At 39.6% G+C, this 17,586-nt stretch carries 11 protein-coding genes; 10 read left to right on the top strand and 1 reads right to left on the bottom strand.

Annotated features, from left to right (window positions below; translation table 11 throughout):
- Positions 1-6 precede the first annotated feature (6 nt).
- The 5 genes from I3259_RS08630 to I3259_RS08650 all read left to right on the top strand — a co-directional run bounded on the left by I3259_RS08630 (position 7) and on the right by I3259_RS08650 (position 5,759).
- Entirely contained in the window at positions 7-771 is a 765-nt protein-coding gene (locus I3259_RS08630) for a glycosyltransferase family 2 protein (RefSeq protein ID WP_238029248.1), read from the top strand.
- A 78-nt stretch (positions 772-849) separates the two neighbouring features.
- On the top strand, positions 850-2,082 hold the full coding sequence (locus I3259_RS08635; RefSeq protein ID WP_238029249.1) for an exopolysaccharide biosynthesis polyprenyl glycosylphosphotransferase: 1,233 nt from the start codon (positions 850-852) through the stop codon (positions 2,080-2,082).
- Positions 2,083-2,156: 74 nt separating this feature from the next.
- Positions 2,157-2,597, top strand: a complete 441-nt coding sequence (locus I3259_RS08640) for a low molecular weight phosphotyrosine protein phosphatase (RefSeq protein ID WP_238029250.1) — start codon at positions 2,157-2,159, stop codon at positions 2,595-2,597.
- Positions 2,598-2,774: 177 nt separating this feature from the next.
- Entirely contained in the window at positions 2,775-4,148 is a 1,374-nt protein-coding gene (locus I3259_RS08645; protein ID WP_238029251.1) for an MBL fold metallo-hydrolase, read from the top strand.
- A 312-nt stretch (positions 4,149-4,460) separates the two neighbouring features.
- Positions 4,461-5,759, top strand: a complete 1,299-nt coding sequence (locus I3259_RS08650; RefSeq protein ID WP_238029252.1) for a glycoside hydrolase family 18 protein — start codon at positions 4,461-4,463, stop codon at positions 5,757-5,759.
- Positions 5,760-5,832: 73 nt separating this feature from the next.
- Here I3259_RS08650 and mnmC read toward each other — a convergent pair whose 3' ends face one another.
- Positions 5,833-7,890 carry a bifunctional tRNA (5-methylaminomethyl-2-thiouridine)(34)-methyltransferase MnmD/FAD-dependent 5-carboxymethylaminomethyl-2-thiouridine(34) oxidoreductase MnmC gene (gene mnmC, locus I3259_RS08655; RefSeq protein ID WP_238029253.1) on the bottom strand — a complete coding sequence of 686 codons (2,058 nt, stop codon included), beginning with the start codon at positions 7,888-7,890 and terminating at the stop codon, positions 5,833-5,835.
- A 334-nt stretch (positions 7,891-8,224) separates the two neighbouring features.
- Between mnmC and fabB the strand changes: the two genes are divergently transcribed.
- The 5 genes from fabB to I3259_RS08680 all read left to right on the top strand — a co-directional run bounded on the left by fabB (position 8,225) and on the right by I3259_RS08680 (position 17,410).
- Positions 8,225-9,439, top strand: coding sequence for a beta-ketoacyl-ACP synthase I (gene fabB, locus I3259_RS08660; protein ID WP_238029254.1), 1,215 nt, complete (start codon positions 8,225-8,227; stop codon positions 9,437-9,439).
- A gap of 215 nt (positions 9,440-9,654) precedes the next feature.
- Positions 9,655-10,821: a nucleotide sugar dehydrogenase gene (locus I3259_RS08665; RefSeq protein ID WP_238029255.1), complete on the top strand. Its 1,167-nt coding sequence runs from the start codon at positions 9,655-9,657 to the stop codon at positions 10,819-10,821.
- Between the two features lie 19 nt (positions 10,822-10,840).
- Complete coding sequence (locus I3259_RS08670) at positions 10,841-12,016, top strand: 4-phosphoerythronate dehydrogenase (RefSeq protein WP_238029256.1); 1,176 nt, start codon at positions 10,841-10,843, stop codon at positions 12,014-12,016.
- The gene (locus I3259_RS08675; RefSeq protein ID WP_238029257.1) at positions 12,013-13,026 is read left to right on the top strand and encodes an aspartate-semialdehyde dehydrogenase; all 1,014 of its coding nucleotides are present in this window, start codon (positions 12,013-12,015) and stop codon (positions 13,024-13,026) included. Before I3259_RS08670 ends, I3259_RS08675 begins: the two co-directional genes overlap by 4 nt.
- Before the next feature lie 250 nt (positions 13,027-13,276).
- Positions 13,277-17,410: a FimV/HubP family polar landmark protein gene (locus I3259_RS08680; protein WP_238029258.1), complete on the top strand. Its 4,134-nt coding sequence runs from the start codon at positions 13,277-13,279 to the stop codon at positions 17,408-17,410.
- The last annotated feature ends 176 nt before the right edge of the window (positions 17,411-17,586 follow it).

A 17,586-nucleotide genomic window follows, 5' to 3' on the forward strand; every position in this document is an offset into this window, starting at 1 on the left:
TATTAAATGTTTAAACATATTAAATCTCCATTAGTGTCAATTATTACACCTTCTTTTAACTGTTCAAGTACGATTGAAGATACAATAAATTCAGTTATGTCTCAGTCTTTTAATGATTGGGAGTTGATTATTGTTGATGATAACTCTTCTGATAATTCTTGTGATATTATTCGATCTTTCTCTGAGAAAGATTCAAGAGTGCAGTTAATCGAGCGCACTTGGAATGCGGGACCTGCGATAGCTCGTAATATTGCTATTGAAAATGCCCAAGGTCGTTATATTGCCTTTCTAGATAGTGATGATACATGGCACAAAGATAAACTTGTAAAGCAAATTGCTTTTATGCAGCGCAATGAGGTTGAACTCTCTTATACGGCATATAATAGAATAGACTCCGAAGGTAACTTCTTAGGTACTTATAAGCCGTTAACAAAAGTAACTTATAGAGATATGCTTAAGAGTAATCGTATTGGATGTTTAACCGCTATTTATGATACTGAGAAGCTGGGTAAGGTTTACATGCCTAATATTTCTAAGCGTCAAGATTTAGGGTTGTGGTTGAAAATATTAAAAAAAGTGGATTATGCATGGGGAATGGATGAAGTCCTTGCTGATTATCTGGCTGTGCAACCCAATAGTGTATCATCAAACAAACTAACAGCCGCAAAATATCAGTGGCGTTTGTATCGAGAAATTGAAAAATTAACGTTTAAAGATAGCTTATATTATTTCATGAATTACGCATATTTAGGTGTTAAGAAGAATAAATAAATTTTGTAAGTTGAATGATTTACTAATTATTTGATGATTGTTACTATTAGCTAATTATACGAAGTGCACCTGAATAAGATGAAAAAATTTATCAATAACTCATATAGTTGTCATTCATTAGGACTTGTTCTTGTTGTGTTTGTTACATATCTGCTATCGGGTTATGTGGGGAATACGATACCTGATACAGTTGTTAACTCATTGTGGTTACTTGTCTTAAGTTATTTAGCCATAGCTGCGGTTTTACCTAAAATCACGACTTATTTACTCGTTGAGCGTAAGTATTTTATCTTACCCGTAGTTTCTACTGTATTTATTTTAGTGATGGCTGCTGTGTTGCTTACGCGTATAGAGTATTCACGTAGTACACTAATCTTCGGTGGCTTTATTACTTTCTTTTGGTTTTATTTTACTTCATTGTTACGTCAGGAATCTCAGCGCTTGGTATTATTCGCGATTCCAAATTTTGATATTAAGTCTCTTAATAAAAAAGGACGAGTGCGTGTTATTGAATTGAAACAACCCTATAACATCACTGATGTTAAAGGTGGTTTAGTGGTTGATTTACATAGAAATTTAACTCCTGATTCTGAGAAGTTTATAGCTGATTGTAGTTTGGCAAATATATCTGTCTTTCATGCTGAAAGCATAAAAGAGATGCTTGAAGGTAAGGTACAGACCCAACACCTATCTGAGAATGCAATCGGTACTTTGTTACCAAATCCACTTTATATGGCGTTTAAACGTTTTTGGGAGTCGTTAATAATTATCGGCTCTTTTCCTATCACTTTGCCGATTATGGCGATTACTGCGCTCTTAATTAAGTTGGAAAATCCAGGCCCTGCCATGTTTATACAAGAGCGAGTAGGTCAAGGTGGTAAGGTTTTCCATATCTACAAGTTTCGAAGCATGACAGTAAAGGCTCCTGACGCAGAAGATAAGTTTGCAACACAAGAACAAGCTCGTGTTACTAAAGTTGGTAAGGTTATACGTAAAGTTCGTATTGATGAATTACCTCAATTCTTTAATGTATTGAAGGGTGATATGTCTCTTATTGGTCCTAGACCGGAACAAGATAGTTTTGTTAAACAGTTTGAGCAAGAAATTCCATTCTACGGTTATCGACATATGGTAAAACCTGGTATTACTGGGTGGGCTCAGGTTGTCCAAGGGTATGCAGATGATACTGAATCAACTACTGAGAAGTTAGCTTTTGATTTATATTATATTAAGAATTTATCTTTCTGGTTAGATGTTAATATAGTATTTAAAACAATTCGCACTATGCTGACTGGTTTTGGCGCTAAATAGATTTAATATGTCATTTTATAAGGGCTCTTTGTTATCATGCAAAGGGTCCTTTTTTATTTTAAACGGAGTTAACCATGTTCAACAAAATCCTCGTGGTATGTGTGGGTAACATTTGCCGCTCTCCTTCGGGTGAACGTCTTTTGCAAACGAAATTACTAGCGAAACATATTGCCTCTGCTGGCATTGCAACTCAAAAAAGTGGATTAGTGGGCAAAGGTGCTGATGCGATGGCATGTGAGGTGATGGAGCAATATGGTGTGGATTTATCTGATCATAAAGCGCAGCAACTAACGCCTGAACTATGTCATGAATATGATTTAATTCTAGTGATGGAAAAAGGGCATATTGAAGCTGTGACCAATATTGCGCCTGAAGCACGAGGTAAAACTATGTTATTCGGGCAATGGATTGGTCAGCGTGATATTCCAGATCCTTATCGCCAGAGTCGTGAAGCTTTTGAACATTCGTTGATGTTAGTAGATCAAGCGGCCCAAGTATGGGCGGCTAAACTTTAGTGTTAATTTTATAAATACGTTTTATTTGTTGATTTAGTAGTACGTTATTTGTGTGTTACTGGGTTGTTTTTCGTTGATTTCGTGAGCCTGCTCCGATTCTAGTTGTTAATATTTCTATCATGGTAATAGCTCTGTCATTATCAAAAATTGGACGAAATATAAACACAAGGAATGTTCGTGGATATTATTCACCATGGAGCAAAAACTGGCGTAACAGGCTCGTGTCATGAGCTAGTGATTGGTAATAGCAGCCTATTAATTGATTGTGGTCTGTTTCAGGGCGCGGAAAATAAAAATAATAAGTTTGATATTGAATTCGATGTTAAACGTATTGAAGCGCTCTTGATCACTCATAGCCATATTGACCATATTGGTCGGATCCCATGGTTACTTGCCGCAGGTTTTACTGGCCCAATTTATACAACAGAAGCAACGGCAGCATTGTTGCCGTTAATGCTTGAAGATGGCTTAAAAATCCAATTAGGTTTTAACACTCAACAATGTAAACAATTCACACAACTTATTCAGAAAAAAATACGTCCTGTCCCTTATGATTGTTGGGCGAAAGTCGTTTTATTAAATGGAGACAGCGTCTCTGTTCGCTTTCGTCAAGCAGGTCATATCCTTGGCTCTGCCTATATAGAAGTCGAACTTCCTGATCAAAATATTGCCGTATTTAGTGGTGATCTCGGTCCTTGTAATACGCCGTTATTAACCGATCCTGTTTCCCCTGAAAAAGCTGACGTACTTGTGATTGAGAGTACTTATGGTGATAAAGCCCTACATGATACTCAGCAACGTGAAGCTCATTTACGGAAAATTATAGAACGCTCATTACAAGATGGTGGCGCGATTTTAATTCCTGCTTTCAGTGTGGGTCGTACGCAAGAGCTATTGTTTGATATCGAGAATATATTAGCTGATGTATTAACAGGTTCGAGTCATGATAATACTTATCGTCGCTGGAAATCATTGCCCGTGATCTTAGATTCACCGTTAGCTTTGAAGGTGACAGAGCAGTACCGCCACTTTCAAGAGTTATGGTCAAAAGAAGCCAAAGATCGTCGCTATATGGGGCGTCATCCTCTTTCTTTTGAACAATGCGTGACAATAGAAACACACAAAGATCATATCGAGTTAGTTAATCGCTTAAAGCATTCAGGGGAGCCAGCTATTATCGTTGCGGCAAGTGGAATGTGTGCTGGCGGACGGATTGTTAATTATTTAGAAGCGCTATTGCCAGACTCCAGAACAGATATCATTTTTGCTGGATATCAAGCCGAAGGCACACTGGGGCGTGCGTTATGTAATGGGGATGAAGTGGTTGAAATAGATGATCACACAATAGAAGTTGAAGCCAATATCTATCAAATGTCGGGCTATTCAGCTCATGCCGCACAAGAGGATTTAGTCAAATTTGTTGCAGGGATCAATCATGGTCCGTCTGTTATCCGTGTCGTTCACGGTGATGTGGCTGCACAAACACAGCTGGCAAAATGTTTACAAGACTGTAAGCCCGAAGCTCATGTGATTATTGCTGCTAATGAATAACTATATTATTAAATAAGATTGCGAATGAATTTATTTTGAGAGTGATTATGCTGTTTGCTCTCAATATAATAATACGTCTTATATAGCATAATGTTACAGGTTTAAATTTCATTTCAAGTATAAATAAGAACTGAATCTGAAAAAGATTTAAAATATAGTCTTTATGCTTTTTATTTATCCCCTCTTATCAATGTTCAAACTAAGGTAGTCATTACTCTATATTTGGCTCATTGTTATCTTAGCTGTTGTTCTAATTTTTATTGTGAAGCTAAAAGCATTAGTCGCTAGTTATAATGATAAATAAGGACATCCATGAAAGCGATTTTACCTCTTACGATTGCTACTCTATTAAGCACTTCGGCAGTTGCCGCTGATTCTTCGGTTGTTGCGGGTTACTTTGCCGACTGGCAATACAATAATGAAGCTAATCCATATACTGTTAAAGATATTCCTGCAGATAAGCTTACTCATGTTATTTATGCTTTTTTAAGCATGTGTGGTCCACATCAAGGTGCGAGTGATGCGGTACAGAAACAAATTGCAGAGGCATGTAAGGGGAAAGAGCCTTTTAGTGCAGTGATCGTTGATCAAGTATCAGCATTACAGAAAGATTTTGGGCCGACGAAAACTAAGGTTGCTTATAAAGGACATTTCGCCCAGCTTAAAGATTTAAAAAATGAAAAGCCGGAACTAAAAATATTGCCTTCTTTTGGTGGTTGGACAATGTCTGAACCTTTCCATGCAATGGCAAAAGATAAAGCGTCGATTGAACACTTTTCAAAATCAGCTGTTGAATTGATTGCTGAATATGACTTTTTCGATGGTATTGACTTAGATTGGGAATACCCAGGTGGTGGTGGTCTAACAACGTCTCCTTGGAATCCTGATACTAAGCTATCGGATGAGCAGAAAGCATCAGAAAAAGAAGCGTATACCCATTTAGTGAAAACACTACGCGTTGAGTTAGATAACTTAGAGAAGAAAACAGGGCGTGAATATGAGCTTTCTACTGCTGTCGGTGTAGGAAGCAAAGCTGAGTCGATTGATTGGGCTGCTGTTGCGCCGCACTTAACTAATATGTTTGCGATGACTTATGATTATTTAGGTGGATGGGGGACACAAACAGGGCATTTAACGAATCTTCATGCCACGGATAATGGTTGGTGGGGAATGGGCACCGATGTATTTGTAAATAAAATGATTGCTCTTGGGATCCCTGCTGATAAATTAGTTGTTGGTGCGGCGTTTTATGGTCGAGGCTGGGAAGGAACCAAAGGATTTGATGGCAAAGCTATTCCGAAAGAGCTTTCTTCTACGCAAGGTGCAAGTTTTGGTACGTCAGCACAAGAGCCTGGTTACTTTATGTATTGGGACTTAAAACGTAACTATACAAAAGCACAAGGCTATATCTCAGGTTATGACGAGAAAGCTGAGGCGCCTTACTTGTGGAATGAAGAGAAACAAGTCTTTATTAGTTATGATGATTCACGCTCGGTAAAAGCCAAAGCTGATTGGGTTAAGAAGAATAAGCTTGCAGGTCTCTTTGTATGGGATTTATCTGGCGATGAAAATAATGAACTAATGAATGTTATGTCGGCAGAATTGAAGTAACGGTAAAATAAAGAAAAGCGCAATAAGTTATCCGTTAGTAATTAGAGGATAGTCATTGCGCTTTTTTATTAATTTATAGTGCCTGAATTGCTTTGCCTTTAAGTAGCTTTCTTACCCACATGCGACCTGGGTGGAGCGCTTCAAGTACGTCAAGTGGTAGTGGTAATGGATCGCCACAAATTTGCGATGCTAAGAGCTCACCGAGTAATGGTGCTGAGCTTAATCCTCGAGAGCCTAAACCAACTATAGCAAAAAGATTACTATAGGTTGGTGCAGCTTTCGCTGACGTTTGATTATCTCTAAGATCATCGTATTGCTGTAATAAATCATCATAACGACAAACATTACCCACATAGGGTAAGTGATCACGTACCGCACAACGAATACCAACACGTGCTCTGTTGTGAACATCAAAGCCATTGATATCAATCTGTTTAGGCCACTCAACATTAGGTAAGCAGTTTACTAACCGTTGTTTGTTATCTTGTTGGTCATTTTCGTTAAAATTAAGATCAATATTACGACGATCGTAACTTGCTCCAATGCAATGACTTTGTGTTTCTGGATTCATTGGAGTGAGATAGCCGTCATAACAAAGCACTGTTTTTAGCTCGCCCAGTGATGGATTTGTCGGCACGTGGCTGACTTGCCCGCGTACAGAAGATGCAGGGATCTGCTGGGTTTGAGGGTATTGATTAAAGCGGTGACCATTAGCCAAAATAACCGTGCTATGCTGCGCTTCACTACCATCTGTAAAAGTCAGTTGCCATTGAGTTTTGTTAACTTGTTCTAGCTGACATAATTCTTTTTGTGTTTGTAGCGTCAGTTTCCCTTCATTAACAGCATGTTCAATTAACGCTGTGGTTAACTCTTTAGGTGATAACCATCCGCCAAGTGGGTAATGAACACTTTCAAACCCTGTTTCAATACCCGTGATTTGTTTGGTTTGTTCCTTATCGAGCTTATGAACAAGTTCAGATGCAAAACCACCATTGATGATATTTGCGAGTTTATGGCTTGATTTATCATCCCACGCCAGTTGAGTTACGCCACACCAGTTATGACTAAAATCGCTGTGAATTGCGGCTTGCTCTATAAGTTGTCGTGCATAGATAAAAGCGCTAGAGAAAAAACGGGATAACTTATCATTATTGCCATTTAATAATGGGTAGACAGCGCCTTGTCGGTTGCCTGATGCACCTTCAGCAAGTTCATTGTCAGCGCAATATAATGTGACATTTTGACCTCGACGAAGCAAAGCCAGTGCGGTAGTTGCAGATGCGATACCGCCACCAATAATAGCAATATTTGCGTTTGGCTCTGTTTGTGCTTCACGATTATACCAAGGCATAATATTCGTTTTATGCTGGCGTTCAACAACGTGACCTACGATCATGTCACGTTTAGTACCAAAGCCTTTGGTTTTTCTCATATCAAAACCGGCTTCTATTAATCCTCGACGAACAAAACCTGCAGCAGTAAAGGTTGCTACGCTACAATCTTTACGTGCCATTTTAACCATGCCTCTGAATAAGTTTTGGTTCCACATTTCAGGATTTTTGCTAGGGGCAAAACCATCTAGGAACCATGCATCGACGATACCCTCATCGCCAACCCATACTTGAGGCATACAATCTTTGATATCACCAAACCAGAGATCTAAGGTGATCATGCCATCTTCTAATACGATACGATGACAATCTTTAATAGCGGGTGGGTAATGAGCATGAAGTTGCTCTGCAAGCTCTGCAAGTTCAGGCCATGCTTGGTGGGCTTTAATCAAATCTTGTTGAGTAACCGGGAATTTTTCAAAGCTAATAAAGTGTAGCTCTGTGGTTGTGGAATCTGGATATTGAGAACGGTAATCTTTAAATGCTTTCCATACGGCTAAAAAGTTTAATCCGGTACCAAACCCTGTTTCTGCAATAACAAAACGACGACGGTCGCCGTCAATCCATCGCTCAGGTAAGCCATTTTGTTTAATGAAAACATAGCGCGTTTCTTCTAATCCATTAACGTTGGAGAAGTAGACATCATCAAAGTTATTTGAGACGGGTGTTCCCACATCGTTCCAATCAAGAACTGCATTTTCAATTTGTAAGGTGGATTTTTCTTGTTGTGAAGAAGACAAAGGGGGAACCTCTTTTATAACAGACAAACGATAATGGAAAACTTGGTTTAAATATCACCACTTTTAGGCGTAATATAGAAAGAAATGGCAATTTTGAACCGATTGTACCCGAATATCAGGAAAGCTGACCACTTTTTACCGCCAAAGCCGTTATAGTCGATGGGCTCTTGTTATCTCGGAATAACGAACGCCAAACCGCTTTAAGATATGATGTTCCGTTAAATACGGTATAATTACCGTCATGAACGTGCATCTTAAAGCCGTTTGGGAGCAAACCCACCGTCGAGAAAGCTCACGGTTAGGCTATATCCATTAATTTCAGTAGGAAGTCATCATGAAACGAGCCGTAATTACAGGCATGGGCATTGTATCTAGTATTGGTAACAACGTTGAAGAAGTACTAGAGTCATTGAAAACAGGCAAGTCAGGCATTAATTTTTCTGAGCAGTTTGCTGAAATGAAACTGCGCTCAAATGTTTGGGGTGATCTGAAAATTAACCCAGCAGAACATATTGATCGTAAGAAAATGCGTTTCATGGGTGATGCTGCCGCTTTTGCTTACCTGTCAATGGAGCAAGCGGTTGCCGATTCTGGCTTAGCAGAAGATCAAGTATCTAACGAGCGTACAGGCTTGGTGGCTGGCTCTGGTGGTGCATCATCACATAATCAATACATTGCTGTAGATACGTTGCGTGAAAAAGGTGTAAAGCGTGTTGGTCCTTACATGGTGCCACGTACGATGTCTTCAACCGTCTCTGCGTGTTTAGCAACACCGTTTAAGATCCGTGGTGTTAACTATACAATGAGCTCAGCATGTGCAACATCTGCACACTGTATTGGTCACGCTCTAGAGCTAATCCAACTGGGTAAGCAAGACGTTGTTTTTGCTGGTGGCGGTGAAGAGCTTGATTGGTCATTAACCATGATGTTTGACGCAATGGGTGCATTATCAACCAAATATAATGACGATCCATCAAAAGCATCACGTACTTACGATGCTGATCGCGATGGTTTCGTGATTTCTGGTGGTGGCGGTATGGTTGTGGTTGAAGAACTAGAACATGCACTTGCACGTGGCGCTAAAATCTACGGTGAGATCGTTGGCTATGGCGCAACATCGGATGGTTATGACATGGTCGCTCCATCAGGTGAAGGTGCAGTTCGCTGTATGAAGATGGCGATGCAAGATCTAGATGCGCCTGTTGATTACATCAATACTCACGGTACATCAACACCCGTTGGTGATGTGAAAGAGCTAGGTGCAATTCAAGAGTTATTTAGCGATAACTGCCCAGCAATCTCAGCAACAAAAGCCATGACTGGTCACGCACTGGGTGCGGCAGGTGTGCATGAAGCTATTTATTCAACATTGATGCTTGAGCATGGTTTCGTTGCACCAAGTATCAATATTGATAACCTAGATGAAGCAGCACAAGGTCTTGATATTGTGACTGAGAAGCGTGATGTTGAACTGAAGACGGTAATGTCTAACAGCTTTGGTTTCGGTGGTACTAACGCAACACTAGTGATCAAGAAATACGAAGCGTAAGTAAACTAGATTCTGATTAACTCTAGTATTTATTAAAAATGAAAAAGAGCCATAAAGTTATTTATGGCTCTTTTTTTTAACTATATGTCAACATTGAAGAATTATTAACATGTCTAGATTGTGACTTTGTTATTTTAGTCTATTTTCAGTTAAACTAATAGCCAGTTAGCAAGGACAATAATAGCTACTTGCACATTAGTTTACTGAGGTTAAGTATGAAAATTACAGTTGTGGGTACAGGTTATGTAGGCCTGTCAAATGCAGTGCTTTTAGCTCAACACAATGAAGTTGTTGCGTTAGATATCGTTGAGGAAAAGGTTTCATTAATCAACCAAGGATTATCCCCAATTGTTGATAAGGAAATTGAAGATTTCTTAAAAAATAAGTATTTGAATCTTAATGCGACAACTGATGCATCACATGCTTATGATGGTGCTGAATTTGTCATTATAGCTACCCCAACTGATTATGATCCGATCACAAATTATTTTAATACCAGCTCAGTAGAAGCAGTTATTAAAGACGTTATTGAGAAAAATCCATCAGCGACCATGGTGATTAAATCAACTGTGCCTGTTGGATATACAGAAAGTATAAAAAAACAGTTTGGCGTTACGAATATTATGTTCTCGCCAGAGTTTTTACGTGAAGGTCGTGCACTGTACGATAATTTACATCCCTCTCGTATTATTGTTGGTGAACGTTCAGAGCGAGCTGAGATCTTTGCTGGACTATTAAAGCAAGGTGCCGAAAAGCAAGATATTGCCGTTTTATTTACAGATTCTACAGAAGCAGAAGCGGTAAAATTATTTTCCAATACTTACCTTGCAATGCGTGTGGCTTATTTTAATGAACTCGATAGCTACGCGGAAGCACTAGGACTCGATAGTCGTCAGATTATCGAAGGTGTGGGGTTAGATCCTCGTATTGGCAATCATTATAATAATCCATCCTTTGGTTATGGCGGTTACTGCTTGCCGAAAGATACTAAGCAATTACGCGCGAATTACCGTGACGTACCGAATAACATTATTGGTGCGATTGTGGATGCGAATACGACACGTAAAGACTTTATTGCAGATTCAATTATTGCCAAACAACCTAAAGTTGTAGGCGTTTATCGCTTAATTATGAAATCAGGGTCAGATAATTTCCGTGCATCCAGTATTCAAGGCATCATGAAACGTATAAAAGCCAAAGGTATTGAAGTTGTGGTGTTTGAACCCGTACTGGAAGAAGATGAATTCTTCAGTTCAAAAGTAATCAAAGATCTTGAGGCATTTAAAGCGATATCTGATGTGATTGTTTCGAACCGTATGGATATTGAACTTCAAGACGTACAAGAAAAAGTATATACCCGAGATTTGTTCGGGGCTGATTAAGTAAAGCAGGGAAGCCGAAATGAAAATCCTTATTGATGAAAATATGCCGTATGCGTTGGAGTTGTTTAGTGAGCTTGGTGAGGTTATCGCCAAACCAGGTCGAAATTTAACGGCTGATGATTTGGTAGGGATTGACGCCCTGATGATCCGCTCGGTGACAAAAGTTAATAGCAGCCTGTTAGAAAAAGCCGATAAGTTAAAATTTGTGGGAACAGCAACGGCAGGACAAGATCATGTTGATCAACCGCTATTAGCTGAGCGTGGTATTACTTTCACAGCAGCACCAGGCTGTAACAAAGTGGGTGTTGCCGAGTACGTACTTAGTAGCTTAATGGTATTAGGGCAGCAACAAGGCTTTTCTATTTTTGACCGTACTGTTGGGATCATTGGCGCTGGTAATGTTGGCTCATATTTAGTTAAATGTTTAGATGCATTAGGTATTCGTTATCTGCTTAACGATCCATTAAAGCAAGCGGAAGGCGATGATCGTAAATTTCATTCGTTAGAAACGCTACTTGCCGAGTGTGATGTCATCACAACCCATACCCCGTTAACGCGTGATGTCGAGTTTCCAACTCACCATTTAGTAAACGAAACTTTTATTAATGCATTAAAACCCAATGCTATTTTAATTAATGCGGCACGTGGTCCTATTGTTGATAATAATGCTTTAAAAGTTGCCTTAGTGGCTTCTCAGAATGGAACAGGGAAATTACTCACAGCAGTACTTGATGTGTTTGAGCAAGAGCCATTGGTGGATTTAGAGCTACTACCTTATTTAGCTTTTGCGACACCGCATGTGGCAGGGTATGGGCTTGAAGGTAAAGCGCGTGGAACAACGATGGTGTTTAATCGCTTTTGTGAGTTTCTTGGGGTTGATAAGCAGGTAGATGCGAGTGAACTATTGCCTGTTGCGCCAATCCCTCAGGTTGAATTTAGCCGTCAATGGGATGAGGCTAGTTTATTTAGCCTTACCCAATTGGTGTATGATGTACGTAAAGACGACGGCATTTTCCGTCGTCAAATGCAGCTAGCTGGTGACGATAACAGCAAAATGGCAACCTCTTTTGATCTTATGCGAAAAAACTACTGGGATCGCCGTGAATATAGTGCAATTACAGTAGCAGGTAAGGCAGATTTTGAGGTAGAGTCGCTGGCTAAATTAGGTTTTACAGTAGTAGAGGTCACTCAATGAGTCAGGAATATGATATCGCAATATTAGGCGCAACGGGCGCTGTCGGCGAAGCTATGGTCGAGGTGCTAGAAGAGCGTAATTTTCCTGTTCGCAATCTTTACTTGCTGGCAAGTGATCGTAGCTCTGGCAAAGTGCTACGTTTTAAAGGTAAATCAATCCGCGTGAAGAACGTGGAAGATTTCGATTGGGGTCAAGTTCAAATCGCGCTATTTTCAGCTGGTGCTGAAGCATCACGTCATTGGGCACCTATCGCGGCTGATTTTGGTGTCGTGGTTATCGATAATACATCTGAATTCCGTTATGAGTATGATGTTCCTTTAGTGATCCCTGAAGTTAACCCTGAAGCTATTGCTGATTATCGCAACCGTAATATTATTGCGAATCCCAACTGTTCTACGATTCAAATGTTAGTTGCTCTTAAGCCAATTCAGGATGCTTATGGTATTGATCGTATTAATGTCGCGACTTATCAATCTGTATCTGGCTCTGGTCGTAAGGGGATTGATGAGCTTGCGGGGCAAACGGCAAAATTGCTGAACGGTCTGCCAGCTGAAAACAGTGCTTATGACAAGCAAATTGCATTTAACTGTCTACCTCATATTGATGAGTTTATGGATAACGGTTACACCAAAGAAGAAATGAAAATGGTGTGGGAAACACAAAAGATCCTTGGTGACTCAAGTATTCGTGTTAATCCAACCTGTGTGCGTGTTTCTGCTTTCTTTGGTCATGCAGAAGCGGTGCATGTTGAAACGCATCAACCTGTAGTAATCGAAGATGCGATTAATCTACTTGAAAATACCGATGGTATTGAAGTTTTCCATGGTACTGATTACCCAACACAGGTAACAGATTCTGTGGGTAAAGATCACGTGATGATTGGTCGTATCCGTGAAGATATTAGTCACCCATGTGGTCTGAATATGTGGGTTGTAGCTGATAACGTACGTAAAGGTGCGGCAACAAATAGTATTCAGATTGCTGAAAAGTTAATTGAAGAATATTTGTAAAAGAAATAAAACAAAGGAGCAAGAGATTGCTCCTTCCTCATTTCCATGATCTTGCTGGTAAAACCCTAAGTAGTCACTTGACATACATCGCTACCTAGCAAAAATTAGCCATAACAACCTTAAGATTTTCTTTTTGTTGTCGTTATATGTGCAGTTTATGCAACATATAAGTAATTCGTATTATTTCGAAATGCGTTCATTGAGTTAACGTTTTCGGCTTATTTATCTCTGCCAGAGAGGAACGCAGGCAGTGTCTGATATCCCAAAGATAGTAAAGCGCTTTATTGTACCGGTAGCTTTCGTTACCATTTCTTCTTATTTACCTATGGTGAATGCGAATACCGTTCGTATTATTGGCCCATCGAGTGAGGATGGATCCTATTCGCAAGCGAGCCGAGGTACTGATTCGCCAACTCTGCGTTCTATCCCGCAGTTAAATACATCCTCTCTTTCTACTCGCCGTTATGGCCCTACAGGTGAAAAAGAAACCTTGTGGTCAATCGCGTCTCGAAATCGTCCTAATGCTTCAGTATCTGTATACCAAGTTATTGGCGCTATTTATCACGTTAATCCTCAAGCATTTGAAAACAGTAATATTCATGGTTTGATCCCTGGTAGCACTTTAGTTATGCCAACATTAAGCCAGGTTAAAAACGAGAAAGAGAGTTTGATCCGTCGTCAATTAGAAGCGGATAAAAAGCGTGCACCATATATAAAAGCGAAGCCTGCTACCCCAAAACGTGTTGTAAAATTAAAGCCCAAGCCTGAAGAATTACAAAAAATACAAGCAGAGCAGGCAGCGAAAAAAGATGTAAAAAAACCACAGCCCGCAGAGCCAATTGTAACGCCTGTGGCGACGGTTACTGAAACGGCTAAGCCAACAACAGATGTTCCAGTTAAAACAATAGAAAAAGCGGTAGCTGTAGCAACAACCGCTGGTGTTATTAGTGCTGCGACACCAACAGAATTAACAGCGAATACTTCTGAAGCGCCTAAAACTGAAAAAGTTGAAGTCGCTGATGTTGATAATGCAGAGAATACAGTAATTCCAGCCAAGCCTGAATTATCAGAACCGCAAAAAACGATGACTGATGAGCAAATGACAAAGCTGGTGGAAAGCAACCACATGCTTCGTTTACGCTTAGCAGAAATGCAACAAGAAGTGTTAGCACTTAAAGATCAAGTACAAGACAGTGATAAGGTTCGTCAAGAAATATTGCTGTTTTTAGAACAACAAAAAGAAATTCAACAAACACCACAAGCTGTGACACCGCCAACCACGACATGGTTTGACTCTCTTGCCAATAATCCTTGGGCATTAGCTGCTGCTGGTATTATTCCTGGCGGTTTACTTGCTGCATTGCTGGCATTCTTCTTATTGCGTCGTAAAGAAGACGAGCAAGATGAGGTGAAATCATTAAACGCTCCAGAGGCGACAGCAGTTGAAACGGCACCTGTTGTGAGCCCTCCTGTTGATGGTAATGATCAAGCTCTTGATACTTCGGATGATTTAGATGATCTCTTTGCGGATGATGACCTATTCAATGATACTGACTTTACGTTAGATATTGATGATAAAGATGAACCATCAACTAAAAATGAAAAAGAAGAGGTAAAAGAGCCTGTTACTGAGTTTAGCGATGAAGTTGATGCTAAGACTGAATCAGCAGTTGTTAATGATATTGAATTTGATGAAGCTTTTGAAAATAATTTAAGCCGCAGTATTTCAGTTAAAGGTGATGACGCCATTGGTCTAGAAGACATGGAGCGTGCTCTTGATGAAATGGATAATGAGAGCGAGCCAAGTTCAGATGAAGCCTTAGCGTTAATGTGGGAGAAATCTCTCAATGAATCAGCGAAAGATGAAGACACTGAAAATAGTCTCGATGACTTTGATTTATCTCAGGATGACTTTGATCTTAGTGATAATGATGATGTTAAGTCACTGCCTGCAGATAACGAAGATGAAGAATTAGATAACGGCTTGTTAGAGCAATCGTTATTAGATGAAATTTTGCAACAAGCAGAAGAGCAAAACCAAGATCATGAAACTGATGACGTTAATGACAAGTCAGATGATGCTGAAGTTAACGCATCTGAAAATATTGACCAAGATGAATTGGATACATTATTTGGCAGTTTTAGTGCTGATTTACCAGAGTTAGATCAAACGATTCCTGACGCGTCGACTCATCAAATACAAGATGATGAACGTGTTTTTGAAGAAGGTAGTACTGCGTTACTTGATGAGTTAGTAGAAGATGATGAATTAAGTAGTGATATTGAGCTTGAAGAAGACAGTACAGTATTGCTTGATGAGTTGATCTTAGATGATGAACCAGAACAATCGGATTTAACGATAGAAGTTGCTGAAGATAGTACTGAACTGCTTGATGAATTATTAAAAGACAATGACGCTGAAAGTGAAACCTCATCACAACAAGATGACATTGCCATCGATGAATCCAGTACTGAATTATTAGATGAAATTTTATCCGAGCAGTTAGCAGCAGTCGATGAGCAAGATATTCCGAATAATGAGAATCAACATCTTGATAAGATTGTCGAATCTAAGTCATTAGCTTCTGATGTAGAGCAGAAATTAAAGGATGTTATTGCTCCTGAAAATGATGTTGAAAAAAATGCTCAACCGGAAAAAGACATATCGCTTACTGATGAAAGCGATGCTGATACTGTCGAGCCTGATACATTAGGAGCTGAAGTTGTAGCTGAATTGCCAAGTGAAGAAGTGTTTAATGATGCTTTCACTTCTGAACTTGTTAGTGACACTCGCGATAGACCATCTCAAGAAGTCCTTGAGTCACAAAACACAGAAGAGCTGCAAACCTTATCACCAAGTAGTGAACAGAAATTCGATGAGATTTTAGATGATGTTTTAGACGAAGACTTTTATCGTCAATCGCTAGACAGTGATGTTAAACCATTAACCGTTTCAGATCTTGAACGTGAACTTGATGAGCAAGATGCATTAGCGAGTCATGTTGCAGCAGAGCAACCTGAACCGCTGAATGTAGACGATCTTCCTTCTTTTGATGAAGAGGATGCATTAAAAGCATTTGCTGATGATGTGTATGAATCACCACAAGAAGACGCTGTTCATCAAGACGTATTATCACTCGATGATTTACCTGAATTTGATGAACAAGCGGCATTGGATGATCCTGATGCTGAGCCTTTTGACGAAACAGAACTTAATAACGATATTGATGAGCAAATCGCACTTGATAATGTTATTCGTCAATTGCAGCAAGCTGCGGAAGCTGCAGACAAGTATTCACCTAAATCTGAATTATCTTCTGAAAATACAGTAGACTTTGTTGCTGAAACTACTCCTGAATTACCTGATGAGTCATCGTTATCAGCATCAGCGGTTGCTAGTGAAAATGAAGTATCGCCATTTGATACCGCTCAAAGGGATGTTTATCCTTTTGAAAAACTCGATCCAACGACCATTCCAGAGTTTGATGAAGGTGAAGCGCTGCAAGCCTCATTGGATGAACAACATGAGCTTGAGCAATATGAAATTGAACAAGGTCTACGTTTACCCAATGAAGAGCTTATCGACGTAATAGAGAAGCCAGTTGTATTAGATCAGTTGGATCAAACAATGGTTGATTCCGCTGGCCTAGATATGGATGCATTACTGTTTGATGATTCATTAAACGATAATACAGAGAACGATCGTCCATCTCAGCCAATACAGTCACAAGATATTAGTGATAGCACGACTGATTCATCATTAACTGATGAACAACCCAAACAGCAAGTGGAACGCTCTGGACTGGGTTTAGAAGACGATGAACGTGATGGATTATTAACGCAAACTGCAGATGAGTTAGTGGCAGATCATACTTTTGACGATGAGCTGTCTGATGATGATGCTAAAGTGTGGCAAACCTCGGTATCTGAACCTGAATTAGCTCAAGAGGATTGGACACAACAACCGCATTTGGTCAAAGATGATGTGAAGTCGGTTTCGTTAGAGTCAGATTTCTCATTACACTCAAGTGCTCTTGAAAATGCAGCAACCAGTGAATTGCTGACTGAGCGATCCATTATTGAAAAGCCGTCTTATATTAGTATTGATGAATTAATGAAAGATGACCCATCACATCAGCAAGTCGATCCCGATGCCAATCCTTTAAATTTAGAGGTAGGGCTTGACGAGTACCCTGATATGTTAGCCAGTATTGGTGACTATGATGTTGATACTAATGGTGAATATGCAAGTAAACTTGATTTGGCTAAAGCTTATTTAGAAATGAATGATAGCGAAGGTGCTGTTGGGTTATTAGAAGATATAGCAAAAAATGCTGAACAAGATCTGCAAGCTGAGGCAAAAAGATTGCTTACTAAGCTGTAATATTCTTCTTGTTTAAGAAAGGAAAGGCACGGTAGAGGTGAGTCTATCGTGCTTTTTTATTTTTTACTTGCCATATCATGTTATCTCTATCGCGCTATTCTTTCCCTTATCTTGTGAATTACTTATAATTCGGAACAGTTTTCGTAAATTACGTGTAAGTGATTTACATAGGTTTG

Source organism: Photobacterium sp. Ph5 (genome assembly GCF_022129445.1).
Lineage (GTDB): Bacteria > Pseudomonadota > Gammaproteobacteria > Enterobacterales > Vibrionaceae > Photobacterium.

Bases quoted from the DNA above. Each gene is read 5' to 3' on its own strand.
- I3259_RS08640 (WP_238029250.1), top strand. From the start codon at position 2,157: ATGTTCAACAAAATCCTCGTGGTATGTGTGGGTAACATTTGCCGCTCT.
- I3259_RS08650 (WP_238029252.1), top strand. From the start codon at position 4,461: ATGAAAGCGATTTTACCTCTTACGATTGCTACTCTATTAAGCACTTCG.
- I3259_RS08630 (WP_238029248.1), top strand. From the start codon at position 7: ATGTTTAAACATATTAAATCTCCATTAGTGTCAATTATTACACCTTCT.
- I3259_RS08665 (WP_238029255.1), top strand. From the start codon at position 9,655: ATGAAAATTACAGTTGTGGGTACAGGTTATGTAGGCCTGTCAAATGCA.
- fabB (WP_238029254.1), top strand. From the start codon at position 8,225: ATGAAACGAGCCGTAATTACAGGCATGGGCATTGTATCTAGTATTGGT.
- I3259_RS08675 (WP_238029257.1), top strand. From the start codon at position 12,013: ATGAGTCAGGAATATGATATCGCAATATTAGGCGCAACGGGCGCTGTC.
- I3259_RS08635 (WP_238029249.1), top strand. From the start codon at position 850: ATGAAAAAATTTATCAATAACTCATATAGTTGTCATTCATTAGGACTT.
- I3259_RS08670 (WP_238029256.1), top strand. From the start codon at position 10,841: ATGAAAATCCTTATTGATGAAAATATGCCGTATGCGTTGGAGTTGTTT.